Below are 18,304 nucleotides of genomic sequence, written 5' to 3' on the forward strand. Positions count from 1 at the left end.
CGTTCCCACGAAGTCCCGATGGGCCCCGGACAGGCGCTGTCAGCGTGGCAGTCCTTGCTCGCGAAGCCGCCTCAAGGCGCGGCTCGAGCCTATCTCACGCCGTGTTTCAAGGGCGTTGCCGTCGAGTGTCCAGCGTGTTGCGCGGGTGTTTCGTCACTGAGTTGCAGCGGCATGTCTCTGCACTGACGGCACGCGCGATACGCGCCACTCCTTGTCAAAAATTTCTCGCAGGATAGCGCAATGACCATCGCAGATCGCTGGCTCCTCCCGGATGGCATGGATGAGGTACTGCCGCCTCAGGCAACCCGTATGGAGGCGCTGCGCCGCGCGCTGCTCGACCTCTATCATCGCTTCGGCTATGACCTGGTGCTGCCGCCTCCCGTCGAATTCCTTGATTCCCTGCTGACCGGCACCGGTACCGAGCTTGACCTTCAGACCTTCAAGCTGACGGATCAGATGACCGGGCGCATGATGGGAGCCAGTGCCGATGTCACCCCGCAGGTGGCACGCATGGATGCCCACTCCCTGCATCGTGAAGGGCCGGTGCGTCTGTGCTACTGCGCCAACGTGCTGCGTACCAAGGCGGACAAGCATCAGGGCGGACGCAGCCCGGTGCAGGTCGGTGCCGAGCTGTTCGGTCATGCTGGCCTTGAGGCCGACCACGAGATCCTGCACCTGGCACTGACCAGCCTCGAGCAGGCCGGTGCTGGCGAGCTGCACCTGGCGCTGGGGCACATCGGCATCTATCGTGCCTTGATCGCCGAAGCCGGCATGAGCCACGAGCATGAGCGCGAGCTGTTCGCCGCCATCGAGCGCAAGCAGTATTCCGCTCTCGATGCATTGATCGATCGGGTGGTGGGTGACAAGGTGGTGGCGGGCATGCTCAAGACCCTGCCGCACCTGCACGGGGATGAAGAGATTCTTGCCCAGGCCCGGACCGCCTTTGCCGGCGCGCCCGCTGCCGTCGCCGGCGCACTGGATCAGCTTGCCGCCCTCAGTCAGGTCGTGCGTGAGCGTCATCCGCAGGTCACGTTGTACTTCGATCTCGCCGAACTGCGCGGCTATGAATATCACACCGGCATGGTGTTCGCGGCCTATGTGCCGGGCTATGGTCAGGCGCTGGCCAAGGGCGGGCGCTACGACGATACTGGGCGTGCCTTCGGACGTGCGCGTCCGGCCACCGGCTTCTCGATGGACCTGAAGCAGCTGGCGTCGCTCGCCGTGCAGCCTCCGGCCTGCGATGGCATCTGGGCACCGGCGCTCAATGACAGCGCGCTGCGCGAGTGTGTCGATCAACTGCGCGCCGACGGCGAGCGTGTCATCGCCGCGCTACCGGGCCAGACCACCGGAGCCGATGCGCACCGTTGCAACCGCGAGCTTGTCCAGATCGATGGCACCTGGCAGGTCGTGACGCTGCAGTCGTGATCCGCTGACGGCCATGTGTGCCAGCCAGCAGAACAGCAGGGGCCACCAGGTCCCGAGGTGCAGCTGCCCTTGAGGTGGCTGCACTTGTGAGTGGGTTTTCACCGACGGTTATTCACCGAAAGAGACTAGGAATCATGGGCAAGAATGTAGTCGTGCTCGGCACCCAATGGGGTGATGAAGGCAAGGGCAAGGTCGTTGACCTGCTGACCGAATCCGCCAGCGCCGTCGTGCGCTTCCAGGGTGGCCACAACGCCGGCCATACACTGGTGCTGGATGGCAAGAAGACCGTTCTTCACCTGATCCCGTCCGGTATCCTGCACCCGGGCAAGACCTGCGTCATCGGCAACGGCGTCGTGCTGTCTCCGGAAGCGCTGATCAAGGAGATCCGCGAGCTGGAAGCCAACGACGTGCCGGTACGTGACCGTCTGCGTCTGTCGCCGGCTTGCCCGCTGATCCTGTCCTATCACGTGCGCCTGGATCAGGCGCGCGAGAAGGCGCGTGGTGTCGCCAAGATCGGCACCACGGGTCGTGGCATCGGGCCGGCCTACGAAGACAAGGTCGCGCGTCGTGGTCTGCGTCTGGGTGACATGCTCCACCGTGAGCGTTTCGCCTCCAAGCTGGGCGAAGTGCTGGATTACCACAACTTCGTGCTGCAGCACTATCACGGCGAAGCGCCGGTCGACTTCCAGCAGGTGCTGGACGAAGCCATGGAAATGGCCGAAGAGCTGCGTCCGATGGTCTGCGACACCGTGGATCTGGTCCACTCCGTGCGCAAGGCCAACGAGAACATCCTCTTCGAGGGTGCTCAGGGCTCACTGCTCGACATCGACCACGGTACCTACCCGTACGTCACCAGCTCCAACACCACTGCCGGCGGCACCGCCACCGGTTCCGGTGTCGGCCCGCTGTATCTCGACTACGTGCTGGGCATCACCAAGGCCTACACCACCCGTGTCGGTTCCGGCCCGTTCCCGACCGAGCTGTTCGATGAGTTCGGCCGTCACCTGGCCGAGCGTGGCCACGAATTCGGTGCCACCACCGGTCGTGCGCGTCGTTGTGGCTGGTTCGATGCCGTCGCCCTGCGTCACGCCGTGCAGATCAACTCGGTCAGCGGCATCTGCCTGACCAAGCTGGACGTGCTGGATGGTCTCGAGAACATCCGGGTCTGCATCGGCTATCGCAGCAAGGATGGCGACGTGCTGGACAACCCGGTGGATTCCGAAGGCTATGAAGCCATCGAGCCGCTCTACCAGGACCTGCCGGGCTGGAGCGACTCCACCATCGGCGTGCGTGAAGTCGAGAAGCTGCCGGCCAATGCCCGTGCCTACATCAGCTTCCTGGAAGAGCAGGTCGGCGTGCCGATCGACATCATCTCCACCGGCCCGGATCGCAACGAGACCATCGTGCTGCGCAATCCGTTCCACGACTGATCATGACCACGTCGCTCTCCTGAGCGGCGCGTGATGTCGAGATGATGCAAGACCAAGACACCCCGTCGGGATTTCCCGGCGGGGTGTCTTGCGTTCCAAGGCTGGCAGCAGAAGGGCTTGTACAGTCTTGAGAGTGGCAGGGTGGGGTGGTCAGTAGGAAATTTAAATGGGAATGATTGTTATTTTTGTTGTGATCGGCGGCTATCTTGTCGGCAAACTGGTTGCCCAGGCCGCAATTTGGCGTTTTCGCTGGGTGCTTGGCTTCACATCGTTCTGATACAGGACTAAAATGGTCCCCAATTGATAACCCCGCAGTGGAGGCAAGATGCTGAAGCTTTCCAGAATGACCGATTATGCCGCCGTGGTGATGGCGCGCATCGCTCGCGAGCCGGAGTCGGCCCATGCAGCGATCGATCTCGCGGAAAGCGTTCAGTTGCCGCACCCCACCGTCAGCAAGACCCTGAAGGCGCTGGTACGCGCCGGATTGCTGGAGTCACGTCGTGGGGCGCAGGGGGGCTACCGTCTGGCGCGACCCGCCAGTGACATCACGGCCAGTGACATCATCAGCGCCATCGAAGGTCCAGTGGCCGTCACGGAATGCAGCCACGCCGATGGCGATTGCGAGTTGGTCAACACCTGTGGCGTGGCCGACAACTGGCAGAGAGTCTCACGCGCCATCGGTGAACTGCTGGGCAGCGTGACGCTGGCACATCTGGCATCCACCGCACCGCTGCGGATGCCGATCCAGTTGCCCATTCAGGCCGTCAGTCTCTACAGCGATGAAGAGGCTGACGGGGGAGCCCCTGACAAGGACAGCAGTGCAGGAAGCGTCGTCAACGGCATGTCCGGGCGCTGAATGCTCAGCCCCACGGTAGCGGGCCAGGCTTCAGAAACATTCGAATATTCGAGCTTCGCCGCAGTTGAGGCGGGGTGATCAGGAATCTGAACAGACCCGGAGCTTCTCCGGGAGAGGAGACCAGCATGGCGAGCCAGGAGATGGAGCAGCTTGTACAGCGAGAGTACAAGCAGGGCTTCGTGACCGACATCGAGAGCGACACCATTCCGCCGGGACTGGATGAGAGCGTGATTCGCTTCATCTCGGCCAAGAAGGGTGAGCCGGAGTGGATGCTGGAGTGGCGTCTGGATGCCTATCATCAGTGGCTGAAGATGAAGGCGCCGTCCTGGGCACACCTGGATTACCCCGAGATCGACTACCAGGCGATTTCCTATTTTAGCGCCCCGAAGAAGCCGGAAGATCGTCCGCAGAGTCTGGATGAGGTGGACCCCAAGCTGCTGGAGACCTACGAGAAGCTGGGCATCCCGCTGCACGAGCGTGCCGCGCTGGCTGGCGTGGCGGTGGATGCGGTATTCGACTCCGTATCGGTGACCACTACCTTCAAGAAGGAACTGTCCGAGGCGGGCGTGATCTTCTGCTCCATCTCGGAAGCCATCCAGGACTACCCGGAGCTGATCAAGCAGTATCTGGGGACCGTCGTGCCCAAGGCAGACAACTACTTCACCGCGCTGAACGCGGCCGTCTTCACCGATGGCTCCTTCGTGTTCGTGCCGGAAGGCGTGACCTGCCCGATGGAGCTTTCCACCTACTTCCGCATCAACGCCGCCAACACCGGCCAGTTCGAGCGCACCCTGATCATCTGCGAGAAGCAGGCTCAGGTCTCGTATCTGGAAGGCTGCACCGCACCGCAGCGTGATGAGAACCAGCTGCACGCCGCCGTGGTCGAGCTGGTCGCGCTGGAAGATGCCTACATCAAGTACTCCACCGTCCAGAACTGGTATCCGGGCGATGAAGACGGCAAGGGTGGCATCTACAATTTCGTCACCAAGCGCGCCGATTGCCGCGGTGATCGTTCCAAGGTGTCCTGGACCCAGGTCGAGACCGGCTCCGCGATCACCTGGAAGTACCCGTCATGCATCCTGCGTGGCAAGGACAGTGTCGGGGAGTTCTACTCCGTCGCCGTCACCAATGGTCGCCAGCAGGCGGACACCGGTACCAAGATGATCCACATCGGTGAGGGCACCAAGTCCACCATCGTCTCCAAGGGCATCTCGGCCGGCAACTCCGAGCAGTCCTATCGTGGCCTGGTCAAGATCGGTCCACGGGCCAAGGGCGCGCGCAATTTCACCCAGTGTGACTCGCTGTTGATCGGCGATCGCTGTGGTGCGCACACCTTCCCGTATCAGGAGATCGGCAACGCCACCGCTACCGTCGAGCACGAGGCGACGACGTCCAAGATCGGCGAGGATCAGCTGTTCTACTGCCGTCAGCGCGGCATCAGCGAGGAAGATGCGGTCAACATGATCGTCAACGGTTTCTGCAAGGACGTCTTCCAGGAGCTGCCGATGGAGTTCGCCGTCGAGGCCGAGGCGCTGCTCAACGTCACCCTCGAAGGCGCCGTCGGCTAACGCCACAGCCTGTTTCGCATTCATCCCCATTCTTGAGGGCCGCTTGCGGGCGGCCTGTCAGCCAAAGGTATCATCATGCTCGTAGTCAAAGATCTGCACGTCTCGGTGGAAGGCAAGGAAATCCTCAAGGGGCTCGACCTGACCATCAACAAGGGTGAAGTCCACGCCATCATGGGGCCGAACGGTGCGGGCAAGTCCACGCTGTCCTCCGTGATCGCCGGCAAGGACGGTTATGAAGTGACCTCGGGCACCATCACCTATGAAGGCGAGGACGTGCTGGAGATGGAAGTCGAGGAGCGCGCGCGTGCCGGCCTGCTGCTGGGCTTCCAGTACCCGGTGGAGATCCCGGGGGTCAAGAATGTCTACCTGCTCAAGGCGGCGCTGAACGCCAAGCGTGAAGCCGAAGGCCTGGGCGAGATTCCGGCCCCGGAATTCATGAAGCTGATCCGCGAGAAGCTTGCCTTCATGCAGATGGATGCCAGCTTCCTGCAGCGTGCGGTGAACGAGGGCTTCTCCGGTGGCGAGAAGAAGCGCAACGAGATCCTGCAGATGCTGGTGCTGGAACCGAAGCTCGCCATGCTCGACGAGATCGACTCCGGTCTCGACATCGATGCGTTGAAGATCGTCGCCAAGGGCGTCAATTCCCTGCGCAACGAGAACCGCGCCGTACTGATGGTCACGCACTACCAGCGTCTGCTCGAGCACATCGTGCCGGACCACATCCACGTGCTGATGGATGGCCGCATCGTCAAGTCCGGTGACAAGTCGCTGGCCCTCGAACTCGAAGCCCAGGGCTATGACTGGCTGCAGGAGGAAACCGCGTAATGACAGCACTTGCTACCGCGTCCGTCCCCGGCAGCGAAGCCTTCGCCAGCGAATTCGCCGCGCGCAAGGCTCGCTTCGCGGCTGACCCGAGCTGGATGGCGGCGCGCCGTCAGGCCGGCATCGCCCGCTTTGAAGCGCTGGGTCTGCCGACTCGCAAGGTCGAGGCCTGGAAGTACACCGACACCCAGGCGCTGGGTCGCCAGCAATACCGTCTCGCCGACGATGCCCATCTCTCGGCGGCGGTGAAGGACGAGCTGGCGCTCGCCGTCGATGCTTACCGCCTGGTGTTCGTCGATGGTCTTTACAACGCCGAGCTCTCCGATGTCGCGGGCCTGCCGGACACCGTGCGTGTCGTGCCGCTGTCTCAGGCCATCATCGATCAGCCGGAAGTGATCGGCGGCTCGCTGAATCGCCTGACCGGTATCGACTTCACGCCCTTTGTGGCGCTGAACTCTGCCTTCACCGAAGAGGGTGCGGTGATTCAGGTCGGCCCTCGGACGGTGCTCGACAAGCCGGTCTATGCGCTGTTCCTGTCGCGCGCCGCCGTCGAAGGCGAGCCCGTGACCATGAGCCATCCGCGCCTGTTGGTGCAGCTGGGCAGCCGTGCCGAAGCCAGCGTGATCGAGCATCACATCGGCGAGACCGGCGCGACCAACTTCACCAACATGGTCAGCGAAGTGATGCTGGAGCGCGGCGCCGTGCTCAATCACTACAAGCTGGGTGAGGCCGCCACCGGCGAGACGCATATCGCCTCGCTGCAGGTCGAGCAGCCGCGTGACAGCCAGTATCGCTCCATCAACCTGAACACCGGTGGTGGTCTGGTGCGCAACGATATCGTCTGCGACCTGAACGGCAACAACGCCCATGCACGCCTCGATGGCCTGTTCTTCGGTCGTGATCGTCAGCACGTGGATACCCACTCGCTGGTCAATCACAACGAGGCTCTGACCTTCTCGGATGAGAACTACAAGGGCATCCTGGCCGACCGCGCACGTGGCGTCTTCAATGGCCGCGTGCTGGTCAAGCGTGACAGTCAGAAGATCGAGGCGCATCAGAACAACGCCAACTTGCTGCTGTCGGACCGCGCCGAGATCAATACCAAGCCGGAACTCGAGATCTATGCCGACGATGTCAAGTGCTCCCACGGCACCACGACCGGCCAGCTCGACGAGACGGCTGTCTTCGCACTGCGTGCGCGTGGCATCGATGAGCAGACGGCACGCGGCCTGCTGACCCTGGCCTTCGCCAATGAGGTCATGTCCGGTCTGGGCATCGACGCCATCGCCGAGCGTATCGAGCGCAGCGTCGCGGGTCGCCTGCCGTCACGCTTCCACCTCGATGAGCTGGTGGATCTGAGTGTCGAGCTGGGCGGCGGGGCCGTGGCAGTGGCGCGTGATGAGGACTTCGCATGAGCGCACTCGACAATCTGATGCTCGATGTCGTGCGGGTCCGCGAGGATTTCCCGATCCTCGAGCGTCGCGTGCATGGTGACGTGCCGCTGATCTATCTCGACAGCGCCGCCACCAGCCAGACGCCGACTGCCGTCATCGACGCGATGAGCGATTATTACCGCAACACCAATGCCAATATCCACCGTGGCCTGCACAGCCTGGCGGACGAGGCGACGGCCGCTTACGAAGGGACGCGCGAGAAGGTACGTGCCTTCATCAATGCGCGCCTGACGCGTGAAGTCATCTTCACGCGCGGCACCACCGAGGCGATCAACCTGGTCGCCAACAGCTGGGGGGCCAACTGGCTGAATGCCGGTGATGAAGTGCTGATCTCGGTAATGGAGCATCACGCCAACATCGTGCCCTGGCAGATGCTGGCGGAACGCCTGGATATCGTCATCAAGGTGATTCCGTGTGACGACGATGGCGTGCTCGACATGGCGGCCTACCGTGACCTGCTGGGCGAGAAGACGCGCCTGGTCTGCGTCAATCAGGTCTCCAACGCCCTGGGCAGCATCAACCCGGTGGCCGAGATGGCCAGGTTGGCGCATGCTCACGACGCGCTGATTCTGGTCGATGGCGCCCAGGCGGTGCCGCATCAGCAGGTCGATGTACGCGAGATCGACGCCGACTTCTATGTCTTCTCGGGCCACAAGATGTATGGCCCGACCGGCATCGGCGTGCTCTACGGCAAGGAAGCGCTGCTCGATGCCATGCCACCGTGGCAGGGCGGCGGCGAGATGATTCGCACGGTCTCGTTCGAGAACGGCACCCTGTTCGCGGATCTGCCGCACAAGTTCGAGGCTGGCACGCCGCCCATCGCCGAGGTCATCGGGCTGGGCAAGGCCATCGACTGGTTGGACTGCACCCACATGGCGCTGATCACGCGCTGGGAGCAGCAGCTGATGCGCCATGCCACCGAGCGCATGCGCGAAGTGGACGGGCTGCGCATCATCGGCAACTCGCCCGACAAGGCCGGCGCGATCTCCTTTGTGGTCGACGGTGCCCACGCCCAGGACATCGGTCTGCTGATCGATCAGCTGGGGGTCGCCATCCGGACCGGTCATCACTGCGCTCAGCCGGTGCTGCGACGTTTCGGTGTCGATGCCACCTGTCGCGCCTCCTTCGCGGCCTACAACACGCCGGAGGAGATCGACCTGTTCGTCGAGGCTCTGCAGCGCGTGCTGACCATGGTGCGCTGAGCATCCCCTGCGGTGGCCCTGACGGGCGCTGATCAATGAGGCTCGCGCATGGCGAGCCTCATTGCTATCGGCGCTTGCCAGGGGATGTTGTGACCCGCACATCCTGAGTGAACCCACAGTATTCTTGATCCGCATGCCTGTCATGCGGTTCGGCAAGGAGAGGGCATGAGCCACACTGAAGACCAGCTGGCCAGCCTCGGCAAGGGCCAGAAGATGCCGTTGCAGCGTGACGTGGAAGGTATCTCGGTACCCTTCGGCAAGTCGGTGACCCTGCATGAGGACTCGGTGGTCGAAGTCATGCAGGCCAAGGGCGGCACCGTCAGCGTGGCGTACGAGGGCCGCATGTACCTGATCGAGAGCTTCAGCCTCGATGCACTGGGGCTGGACGCCGTGCCGCGCCCGCATCTGCCGGCCGGGCAGAGCGACGCCGAGATAGAGGCCTTCGTCTGGGCGCAGCTGCGCACCTGTTTCGACCCCGAGATCCCGGTGGACATCGTCGAGCTCGGGCTGGTCTATGGCTGTCGTATCGACACCCTGATCAGCGGCGAGAAGATGGTCAATCTGAAGATGACGTTGACGGCACCGGGCTGCGGCATGGGCAACGTGATCGCCGAGGATGCCAAGCGCAAGATCCTGGGCGCGGAGGATGTCTCCAAGGTTCACGTCGAGATCGTGTTCTCGCCCCCCTGGTCGCGGGAGATGATGAGTGAAGAGGCGCGCCTTGAACTTGGCATGTTCTGACGCTGCGTGTCGCTCGGGCGCAATCGCGCAACGGGCGGCACGGCCGTCTTGACGGAACCTCTCGCGCCAATCGCTTTCCAAGCCGTGCCAAGGACTGCACCATGGCGCCGTCGTTGCGTCATGTGGCGTCGAAGATCGTGATTCTCTGCCAGCAAGGAATATCCCAATGCGCTACCCGACAGCCTTACGTGTCCTGACCGCCAGCCTGATCATGAGTACTGCCGTCAGTGCACAGGCGTCATGGACACTGGACAGCGATGCCTCGCAACTGAATTTCCAGTCCACCAAGATGAGCAAGGACGGTGCCAGCACCGTCGAGCAGCACGCCTTCGATTCCTGGCGTGCTCGCGTCAATGATGCGGGCCAGTTGTCGGTCGAGATCGACCTGGACTCCGCGGATACCGGTATCGAGATCCGTGATCAGCGTGTCAGCGAGAAACTCTTTGAGGCCGGTGACTATCCCTTGGCCGTGCTGACCGCGTCACTGGACATGCCGACGCTCAAGGTCATGGAGCCGGGCGATACCCAGCATGTCAGCCTGGAAGGGCAGCTGACGCTGCATGACAGCACCCAGACCCTGCCGGTGAGCCTGCAGGTGACACGTCTGCAGGGGGAGCGCTGGCTGGTGCAGACGGACGCGCCGGTGATGGTCGATGCCAGCCAGTTCTCGCTGGTGGATGGCATCCGTACCCTGCGTGACCTGGCGGGACTGGGCAACATCGCGACCCAGGTGCCGGTCAGCGTCAAGGCGATCATGACGCAGGAAGAGTGAGCCGACAGGCGTCTGCCCTGACCCCGTGGCCTTCGAGCCTGCAGGCGTCATCTCGCTGGTGTCGTGTGCATGGCTTGGGTAGGCTGGGCGCTCATGCTTGCATGATGCAGTGAATGGCGATATTCGGTAGTGACAGGCAAGGATGGGTGCGGGGAGCAGATGCGACGAGTGATCAAGCGGGCCGTGATGGCCATGATTGGCCTGTTGGTCGTGAGCCTGATGATAGTGGTCGGGCTCAATCTCTGGGTCGTGATGTCGACCCGTGATCGCATCGCGTCTTCCCCGCTGACCTGCGAAAGCCGTGAAGTGGGAATCGTCTTCGGGACCTCCCATGGCCTGGTGGGCGGAGGACGCAACCCGCACTATCAGGCTCGTCTCGACACCGCAGCCCAGCTCTACCGGCTGCATCGAGTGAGCAACCTGCTGCTGTCAGGGGACAATCGTACGCGTTATTACAATGAGCCGATGACCATGTGGCGTGACTTGCGTGATCGCAATGTGCCACAGCAGTTCATGACGCTGGATTACGCCGGATTCTCGACCTTCGATACGCTGGTGCGTGCGCACAAGGTCTTCGGTGTCGATCAGGCGGTGCTGGTCACTCAGCCCTGGCATCTGCCACGGGCACTGTTCATCGCTGACGTGCTGGGGTTGGATGCCGTCGGCTGTCCGGCGGTTTCCGAGCGTCGGCCTGCGGGGCTGCGGCTGATGCTGCGCGAATGGCTGGCGCGTGCCGCTACGGTGGGGGATCTTTACCTGTGGGGCCGCAAGCCGCGTTTCCTGGGGCCGGCGGAGCGACTGCCGACACCGGTATTGCCCGCCGTACCGGCCGTGTCAGGCAGTTGACGACAGCGGCTCAGCGTACCGGCCGGCCAACACGAAAAGCCCCCGTCTTCCGATAGGAAGCGGGGGCTTTTCGTGTCTGCTCGAGGCTTTTTCCGCTGAGCGGGCCCGAGGTCAGCCGGCGCGGCGGCGTGCCGCGATGCCGGTCTGGTGACGATAGAGCTCGCGAATCAATTGGCGGCAGTTGTGGAAGCACGCTTCCAGCACCTTCTCCATGCTGTCCGGGAGAGGATGCGTGAAGGCCGTCGAGCAGGCCTGCATCAGCACGCGCTCCTGTTCGAGCAGTTCGTTGATCAGAACCTGATTGTCGTTGCTGAGGATGCTCTTCAGGCGACTCCACAGCCACATGTAGTCATCACGCTCGACATCAGCGTCTCGCGGCATCAGGCTCAGATGCTTGCGCGTCTCGACTTCCAGCGCCTGCTTGAGCTCCACGCGCCGGGCATAGAAGGGTTCAAAGGCCTTCAGCAGCCCGGGACGCAGCCGTTCGGCGTTGTCCTCGAAATAATCAAGACTGTCTGCCAGGGCTTCCTGGACGCTATCCATCGCCACCTGGCGATTGTCGAGAAACATGGGCGGTCACCTCCTCCGTCAGGAGAGATTGTGCGGGTGAAAACAGTGTTTTTCTACCCCTGATGTGCAGAAAGTCCTGATATTTCTTCCCGTAGCGTCAATCCACTCATTTTACGACAGTTCGATGACGTTATCGTGACGTCCGACAGTGTCACGGCTGTCCGTGATCAGCGTCATGTCTCCCAGAATGCTCTGGCAAGCCGGCGGCATTTCACCCCTTGGGCTTGGGCGGGATCTTTCTGGCGGGTGCGGCGGACTTGGCGATGTGGTCGATGATCATCCCCGCGATGTCCTTGCCGGTTGCTGTTTCAATGCCCTGCAGACCCGGTGAGGAGTTCACTTCCATGATCACCGGACCATGGTTGGCGCGCAGCAGGTCGACACCGGCGACGGCCAGGCCCATGGCCTTGGCGGCGCGGATGGCGGTGGAGCGCTCTTCCGGCGTGATGCGAATCTCGCTCGCGGTGCCGCCACGATGCAGGTTGGAGCGGAACTCGCCATCAGCCGCCTGACGTTTCATGGACGCCACCACCTTGTCACCCACCACCAGGCAGCGGATGTCGGCGCCGCGCGCTTCCTTGATGTATTCCTGCACCATGATGTTGGCTTTCATGCCCATGAAGGCCTGGATCACGCTCTCGGCGGCCTGATTGGTCTCGGCGAGCACCACGCCGATGCCCTGGGTGCCTTCCAGCAGCTTGATGACCAGCGGCGCGCCCTTGACCATGGTGATCAGGTCGGGGATGTCATCGGGGGAGTGAGCGAAGCCGGTGACCGGCAGGCCCAGTCCCTTGCGCGACAGCAGCTGCAGCGAGCGCAGCTTGTCACGCGAGCGCGCGATGGCCACGGAGTCGTTGACCACGTAGGTACCCATCATCTCGAACTGGCGCAGTACCGCACAGCCATAGAAGGTGACGGAGGCGCCGATGCGCGGCACCACGGCGTCGAAATGCTCGATCTCGGCGCCCTTGTAATGGATGGAGGGGCGGTGCGAGGCGATGTTCATGTAGCAGCGCAGAGTGTCCACAACGCGTGCGGTATGCCCGCGGGCTTCGGCTGCCTCGATCAGGCGGCGAGTGGAGTAGAGGCGGGAATTGCGCGACAGGATACCGATATGCATGAAATCCTCCAGAGCCGAAAGGGCCGTCAGGAATGAGAAGGTGGCGAAAGGATGAAAGAGGTGCGTCAGGAGGCGTCTTGCGCGAGCGCCGCGAAGGCGGCGTGCCCGTTCGAGTCATGCCGGGGGCGAGTCTTGCGCAATATGAAGGTCGTCAGGGCTCGCCATGCAGATAGGCGGCACCCGGTGCCACCAGCAGGCGACGCAGTGCACGGCGCCCCAGCAGGATGGGGTGGCGCATCTGGGAGCGATCGACCAGTGTCATGTCGATGTCGTAGTCGAGCCCGGCGAGCTGCATGCGGGAGCGAATCACGTAGCGCCACTGTGCCTGACCGTTGGAAGACCTGACCCGACGCCGGTCGTGGACCCGTGTCTCGACATCATGGGGCGGAGAATCACTGCCGCCACTGCGCGTGATGAAGCGTACCCACAGGTCTTCATCCTTCTCGAAGACCTCGATGTTCTCTGCGTGCAGTGCGCTCGAGTGCGCGCCAGTGTCGATCTTGGCGTTGAGGTGCAGATGCAGCTCCGGCAGCTCGATCAGTTCACGCCGTCCGACGACGGCTCGCGGCCGAAAGCCGAGCAGATCGTGGTTCAGGGATCTGAGATCCAGAGGCGGTGCCTTGTGAGCATGATGACGAGCAGGGGACTTGGAATGCGGCATGTTTCATCCTGAATCAGAGGGCATGACCTGGCCTGGAGGTCGGGTCACGGCATGAAAGGCACCGTGGTGATCGCAATGGCGCGTGGCAGACAGCGGGATTGCGACCAGACGGGCGCGCAGCATAGTCACTTACCGTATCAGCAGCAATCCTTGTTGGCATATCTTTGGCTGCGAGCAGCGCCGCTCCCGTGCCTGGCGCCTTGCAGAGCGCTTTCACCGGGCAGTTCTCGCGCACGATGATCAGGCCTCTCCCAAGTGTCGTGGGTTATGCGCATGATCTCAAGGACTGTGATGCTCACCTGTCGCTTGCGCTGGCGACCACCGGGCAAGGTGCTGGGCCTAGAGCTAGGCATTGGGCTGGGCCTGGGGCCGAACGAGGTACGTGGCGCAGTGCCGGGCACGAGCCGAGAGGAGAGATTGGCCAGGACGGGCCGGCAGGGGATTGGCCATCAGGACCGGCGAGGGCGGCGGGTCCTGATGGCAGGGCTGGCTCAGTGGCTCAGTAATTCAGAGGCTCAGAGGCTTCAGTGGCGTTGCGTCGGCGCCACCGTCCGGCCGGTGAGCGACGCCAGGGCGAGCCCCAGGGCGCTGTCGGGTTCGGCGTTGCGCAGCGTCATCAGTACCGGCAGACGCAGACGCGGAATCAGCGCCAGATCACGGGCGAGAGCCTGGAAGCTGGCCTGCGGGCAGTTGGCCAGTCGCACGAGGAAGGTCGGCAGGCGCTCGGCATCTTCCAGATGGGCATAACCGCGTGCGGCGATCGCGACCAGCACATCCACGCTGGCGGCGCTCTCGTCCGCCAATAGCGTATCCAGCCATTCGGCGGCCGCTGGCAGGGGGCTGGCAGCCGCTGCACGCAGGCAGGCGCACAGGGTTTCCAGGTCTCCCAGCTCCCGTGCCGTCTGACCGCGGCGAATCAGACTGTCGAGCAGCTCCGCCTCCAGACTGTCCGTCAGCGGACTGGCCAGCTGCGGATGGGCCGGGGGAGCCTGCTCCAGGCACAGGGCGAGCGCGCGCAGCGGCGTGTCGGGAAGATAGCCGATCCGTTCGATCATCGCCTCGGCAAGTTCATTGGTGAACTCACCGCGACGCGTCAGTCCATCGGCGATGCCCTGCAGGCCAACGCTGGGCCAGTCATCAAGGGGCAGTTGCGCGGCGAGATAGCGTTCCGCCTGTTCGTAGTACTGACTGGCAGGGCGATCACAGTCGATGCTGGCGCGGGCATGCAGCATGGCGCGCAGGCTATCATCTGGAGTGAAGGCCAGGGGATTGTCCTGCATGAGGTTGTCGATCTTGCCTGCCTCGGCCTGCAACAGGTCAGAACGACCGACGCTCAGTGCCGTCTGGCCGAGTGTGGTCAGCAGGCGTTCGAGGAATGCATCTCGTTGTGGCGGAGAAAGCCGGCCTTCTTCATCCAGCGGCAGGGCCAGAAACCATACCAGCGGATCGTCGATGCCAGCGGGTCGGAAGACGCACGCCAGTCGGGCCTGTCCCTTGAAAGGTTGCGACCACGGCTGTTGCTGGGTCTCGAAGGCTTCCAGCTCTTCAAGGCTCAAGGGGGACAGGATGCGCCCCAGATGATAAAGGTGCACGTCAGCACCGGTGCGCTGGAAGAAGTTGCTCAGGGAGGAGAGTGGAGTCATGAGGCTCACCGCTGCGGTTGGGCTCCCCGGACGCAGTACGCGTCCGGGACGACCTGAGATTGGGCGTGATATCGGCAAGGATACGCCAAGAATGGCTGAGACTTTAGCGATTCGCCTCTTTGCATGCCACCCGCGAAGGCTATCGCGCATTGTCGCAACACCTTGATTGCAGAAGGATTGCCGGCTATGGGGCTTTTGGGAGACGTCCTGGTGACTCGCTGATGAAAATTTGATCAATTTTCTCCTGCCCAGGTCTGGCGCGGCTTGCAGCGAGGAAGCACAAGGTTATCCACAGTATCGTCCACGGAAGACGTGAATAACTGTCATCCTGATGACCTCAGCCTGTCATCGTTAGCCGCTACCCGGTGACGTGCTCTTGAGAGGGCACACTCAATCCGAGTGTCAGCGGTCGTTGCGCCCGCCGGGACGCCTCGGCGCATGGCTGGTCAGCAGGGGCAGGCATGCTAGAATCTCACCATTGCTCGCGCATGTAGCGTTATTCCTTTTCGTTCTTACCAAAGTGGAGGAAATGTTTGGGAATGCGCGACAGGCTCGTTATTCTATAAAACTAAATCACATATAAATGCTGTCGCTTATGCCTGATTCGTTGCTGTCATGTGCTCGCTGCGTGTGGGACGGTGGATGACGTCTGCACTTCGACACATGCCTTGCCCGCATAAGTCTGCCACCATCGAGGATTTCCGATGCGCCATTCACGTTCACTTGCTGCCGTCTTCTCTGCCACTGCTCTCAAGGGCACCGTGATGGCGGCGGCATTGGGGGCTGCTGCCATGGGCAGCCTGGCCGCTCACGCCGACACCCTGAAGGTCGGCATGTCCGGAGGCTACTTCCCGTTCACCTTCGTCAAGCAGGACAAGCTGCAGGGCTTTGAGGTGGATGTCCTGAATGCCGTGGGCGAGATCACCGGCGACGATGTCGAATTCGTCACCATGAGCTTCTCCGGTCTGATCGGTGCACTGGAAGCGGGTCGTATCGATACCGTGGCCAACCAGATCACCATCACCGATGCGCGCAAGGCCAAGTTTGCCTTCACCCAGCCGTACGTCTATGACGGGGCGCAAGTGGTCAAGCGTCGTGGCAATGACGAGATCACCGGCGTCGAGTCCCTCAAGGGGCACAGCGTGGCGGTCAATCTGGGGTCCAACTACGAAGCGCTGATGAAGGAGCTGCCGTACGCCGACCAGATCGATATCAAGACCTATGAATCCAACATCGAGCAGGACACCGCCCTGGGCCGTGTCGATGCCTTCGTGATGGACCGCGTCAGCGCAAGCCAGGTGATCCAGAAGACACCGTTGCCGCTGGAGCTGGCAGGCACGCCGTTCTCACGTCTCGAGAACGCGCTGCCGTTCCGCAAGGATGCCGAAGGCGAAGCCAAGCGTGACGCGGTGGATGCCGCGCTGACCGAGCTCAAGGAAAATGGTCGTCTGGCCGAGATTTCCAACAAGTGGTTCGGCAATGACATCACCACGCCTTGAACATTGACGGGCGCGCCCTGATACAGGGGGCACCCGTGGACGAGCCTGACGCATGACGGTGTCATGTGCAGGCGCGTCAATCGATGTCGTGAGCAAACGGGGTGACGGCACAACCGTCACCCCGTTGCCGTGATGATGCTCCACGTGTCGCCGGGATATTGCCGTCATCACGTCGATGGGCGTCTTCCGTGAGACTCTCAGCCAAGCCCTCAGCCTGTCCGGATAACGAATGGATACTCTCAATATCGATTACATGCTTGGCCTGCTGCCGGTCATGCTCAAATACCTGCCACTGACACTCAAGATGGCCTGTATCGGCATGGTGGCCGCGCTGGTACTGGCCTCGCTGTTGGCGGTAGTGCGGGTGCTGAAGGTGCCGGTGCTCAATGCGCTGACCGTGGTGTTCATCTCCTTCTTCCGCGGTACGCCGCTGCTGGTGCAGCTGTTCCTGTTCTACTACGGCCTGCCGCAGGTGATGTCGTTCCTCACCCAGATCGATGGCGTGACCGCGACGATTCTGGGCCTGACGCTGCACTTCTCTGCCTACATGGCCGAGTCGATCCGTGCGGCCATCGTCGGCGTCGATCGCAGCCAGACCGAGGCGGCGCTGTCCATCGGCATGACCAATGTCCAGTTGATGCGTCGCATCGTGCTGCCACAGGCAGCCCGTGTGGCGGCTCCCACGCTGATGAACTACTTCGTGGACATGATCAAGTCCACGTCGCTGGCCTTCACGCTGGGGGTGACCGAACTGATGGGCGCGACCCAGAAGGAAGCGGCCAGCAGCTTCCTGTACTTTGAATCCTTCATCATGGTGGCCATCGTCTACTGGGTGATGGTGGAAGGGCTGTCCTTCGTGCAGCGCTGGATGGAGAAACGTCTCAACAAGGCCTATCAGCGATGATTGCAGTCAGAAATCTGATCAAGAAATTCGGCGGGCAGGCCGTACTCGATGGCATCACGCTGGAAGTGAAGCAGGGCGAGATCATCGTCGTCATCGGCCCGTCGGGTACCGGCAAGTCCACCTTGCTGCGTTGCATCAACTTCCTGGAACAACCCGATGACGGGGAAATCCAGATCGGCGAGCACAAGGTCGCGGCCACACGGGCCAGTCGCCATGACATTCTTGCCCTGCGTCGCAACAGCGCCTTCGTGTTCCAGAACTATGCGCTGTTCGCCAACAAGACGGCGCTTGAGAACATTGCCGAGGGCCTGATCGTCGTCAATGGCTGGCCCAAGGCCAAGGCGCATCAACGCGCCCGCGAGATTCTCGAGCGCATCGGCATGAGTGAGAAGGCGGATGCCTTCCCGGCGGCGCTTTCCGGTGGACAGCAGCAGCGCATCGGCATCGGGCGTGCCATGGCGGCCCAGGCCGAGGTCATCCTGTTCGATGAGCCGACCTCGGCGCTCGACCCGGAATGGGTCGACGAAGTGCTGGAGCTGATGAAGCAGCTGGCGGTGGAGCGTCAGACCATGATCGTGGTCACTCACGAGATGCAGTTTGCGCGGGAAGTCGCTGACCGCGTCATCTTCATGGAAGGCGGGCGTATCGTCGAGCAGGGGCCACCGAGTCAGCTGTTCAGCGCGCCGAAGGATGACCGCACCCGCGCCTTCCTGCGCAAGGTGCTCGATGAAGTCCCGCCGCAGGGAGCGGCAGGTATCTGAGCGGCTGCCATCTCAAGGGCAACCCTCATC

The 18,304-nt window shown here is 62.5% G+C and carries 17 protein-coding genes; 13 read left to right on the forward strand and 4 right to left on the reverse strand.

What is annotated here, in order from left to right; genetic code table 11:
- Window positions 1–240 precede the first annotated feature (240 nt).
- From AC26AR_RS05280 to AC26AR_RS05325, 10 genes are all read left to right on the forward strand, one after another.
- Complete coding sequence (locus AC26AR_RS05280; RefSeq protein ID WP_488107678.1) at window positions 241–1,425, forward strand: ATP phosphoribosyltransferase regulatory subunit; 1,185 nt, start codon at window positions 241–243, stop codon at window positions 1,423–1,425.
- 134 nt (window positions 1,426–1,559) lie between these two features.
- Window positions 1,560–2,855 (forward strand): adenylosuccinate synthase, encoded by a 1,296-nt coding sequence (locus AC26AR_RS05285; protein WP_077372504.1) that lies wholly within the window; start codon window positions 1,560–1,562, stop codon window positions 2,853–2,855.
- 325 nt (window positions 2,856–3,180) lie between these two features.
- Window positions 3,181–3,711, forward strand: a complete 531-nt coding sequence (locus AC26AR_RS05290; protein ID WP_084209053.1) for an SUF system Fe-S cluster assembly regulator — start codon at window positions 3,181–3,183, stop codon at window positions 3,709–3,711.
- 125 nt (window positions 3,712–3,836) lie between these two features.
- The gene (gene sufB, locus AC26AR_RS05295) at window positions 3,837–5,279 is read left to right on the forward strand and encodes a Fe-S cluster assembly protein SufB (RefSeq protein ID WP_077372510.1); all 1,443 of its coding nucleotides are present in this window, start codon (window positions 3,837–3,839) and stop codon (window positions 5,277–5,279) included.
- Window positions 5,280–5,354: 75 nt separating this feature from the next.
- Window positions 5,355–6,104 (forward strand): Fe-S cluster assembly ATPase SufC, encoded by a 750-nt coding sequence (gene sufC / locus AC26AR_RS05300; RefSeq protein ID WP_077372513.1) that lies wholly within the window; start codon window positions 5,355–5,357, stop codon window positions 6,102–6,104.
- Entirely contained in the window at window positions 6,104–7,516 is a 1,413-nt protein-coding gene (sufD, locus tag AC26AR_RS05305) for a Fe-S cluster assembly protein SufD (RefSeq protein WP_488107679.1), read from the forward strand. Before sufC ends, sufD begins: the two co-directional genes overlap by 1 nt.
- Complete coding sequence (locus tag AC26AR_RS05310; protein ID WP_077372519.1) at window positions 7,513–8,757, forward strand: cysteine desulfurase; 1,245 nt, start codon at window positions 7,513–7,515, stop codon at window positions 8,755–8,757. Before sufD ends, AC26AR_RS05310 begins: the two co-directional genes overlap by 4 nt.
- 165 nt (window positions 8,758–8,922) lie before the next feature.
- Window positions 8,923–9,498: a putative Fe-S cluster assembly protein SufT gene (gene sufT / locus AC26AR_RS05315; RefSeq protein WP_077372522.1), complete on the forward strand. Its 576-nt coding sequence runs from the start codon at window positions 8,923–8,925 to the stop codon at window positions 9,496–9,498.
- 166 nt (window positions 9,499–9,664) lie between these two features.
- The gene (locus AC26AR_RS05320; protein ID WP_136938173.1) at window positions 9,665–10,270 is read left to right on the forward strand and encodes a YceI family protein; all 606 of its coding nucleotides are present in this window, start codon (window positions 9,665–9,667) and stop codon (window positions 10,268–10,270) included.
- A 159-nt stretch (window positions 10,271–10,429) separates the two neighbouring features.
- Entirely contained in the window at window positions 10,430–11,116 is a 687-nt protein-coding gene (locus AC26AR_RS05325) for a SanA/YdcF family protein (protein ID WP_084209048.1), read from the forward strand.
- A 111-nt stretch (window positions 11,117–11,227) separates the two neighbouring features.
- On the opposite strand, the gene AC26AR_RS05330 is transcribed toward AC26AR_RS05325, so the two are convergent.
- The 4 genes from AC26AR_RS05330 to AC26AR_RS05345 form a co-directional block, all read right to left on the reverse strand.
- Window positions 11,228–11,686 carry a hypothetical protein gene (locus AC26AR_RS05330; protein WP_488107680.1) on the reverse strand — a complete coding sequence of 153 codons (459 nt, stop codon included), beginning with the start codon at window positions 11,684–11,686 and terminating at the stop codon, window positions 11,228–11,230.
- 211 nt (window positions 11,687–11,897) lie between these two features.
- Window positions 11,898–12,806, reverse strand: coding sequence for a 30S ribosomal protein S6--L-glutamate ligase (rimK, locus tag AC26AR_RS05335; protein WP_077372532.1), 909 nt, complete (start codon window positions 12,804–12,806; stop codon window positions 11,898–11,900).
- Window positions 12,807–12,957: 151 nt separating this feature from the next.
- Window positions 12,958–13,467, reverse strand: a complete 510-nt coding sequence (locus tag AC26AR_RS05340; protein WP_488107681.1) for an ATP-dependent zinc protease family protein — start codon at window positions 13,465–13,467, stop codon at window positions 12,958–12,960.
- A 524-nt stretch (window positions 13,468–13,991) separates the two neighbouring features.
- A complete protein-coding gene (locus AC26AR_RS05345) occupies window positions 13,992–15,110 on the reverse strand; it encodes a DUF3549 family protein (RefSeq protein ID WP_289863089.1) in 1,119 nt (372 codons plus the stop codon).
- Window positions 15,111–15,874: 764 nt separating this feature from the next.
- On the opposite strand from AC26AR_RS05345, the gene AC26AR_RS05350 reads away from it, so the two are divergent.
- The 3 genes from AC26AR_RS05350 (at window position 15,875) to AC26AR_RS05360 (ending at window position 18,274) form a co-directional block, all read left to right on the forward strand.
- Entirely contained in the window at window positions 15,875–16,609 is a 735-nt protein-coding gene (locus AC26AR_RS05350) for an amino acid ABC transporter substrate-binding protein (protein ID WP_103751385.1), read from the forward strand.
- Between the two features lie 229 nt (window positions 16,610–16,838).
- Entirely contained in the window at window positions 16,839–17,513 is a 675-nt protein-coding gene (locus AC26AR_RS05355; protein ID WP_077372544.1) for an amino acid ABC transporter permease, read from the forward strand.
- Window positions 17,510–18,274 carry an amino acid ABC transporter ATP-binding protein gene (locus tag AC26AR_RS05360; RefSeq protein ID WP_077372546.1) on the forward strand — a complete coding sequence of 255 codons (765 nt, stop codon included), beginning with the start codon at window positions 17,510–17,512 and terminating at the stop codon, window positions 18,272–18,274. Before AC26AR_RS05355 ends, AC26AR_RS05360 begins: the two co-directional genes overlap by 4 nt.
- Window positions 18,275–18,304 lie beyond the last annotated feature (30 nt).

Source organism: Cobetia sp. PS-4MA (genome assembly GCF_057670765.1).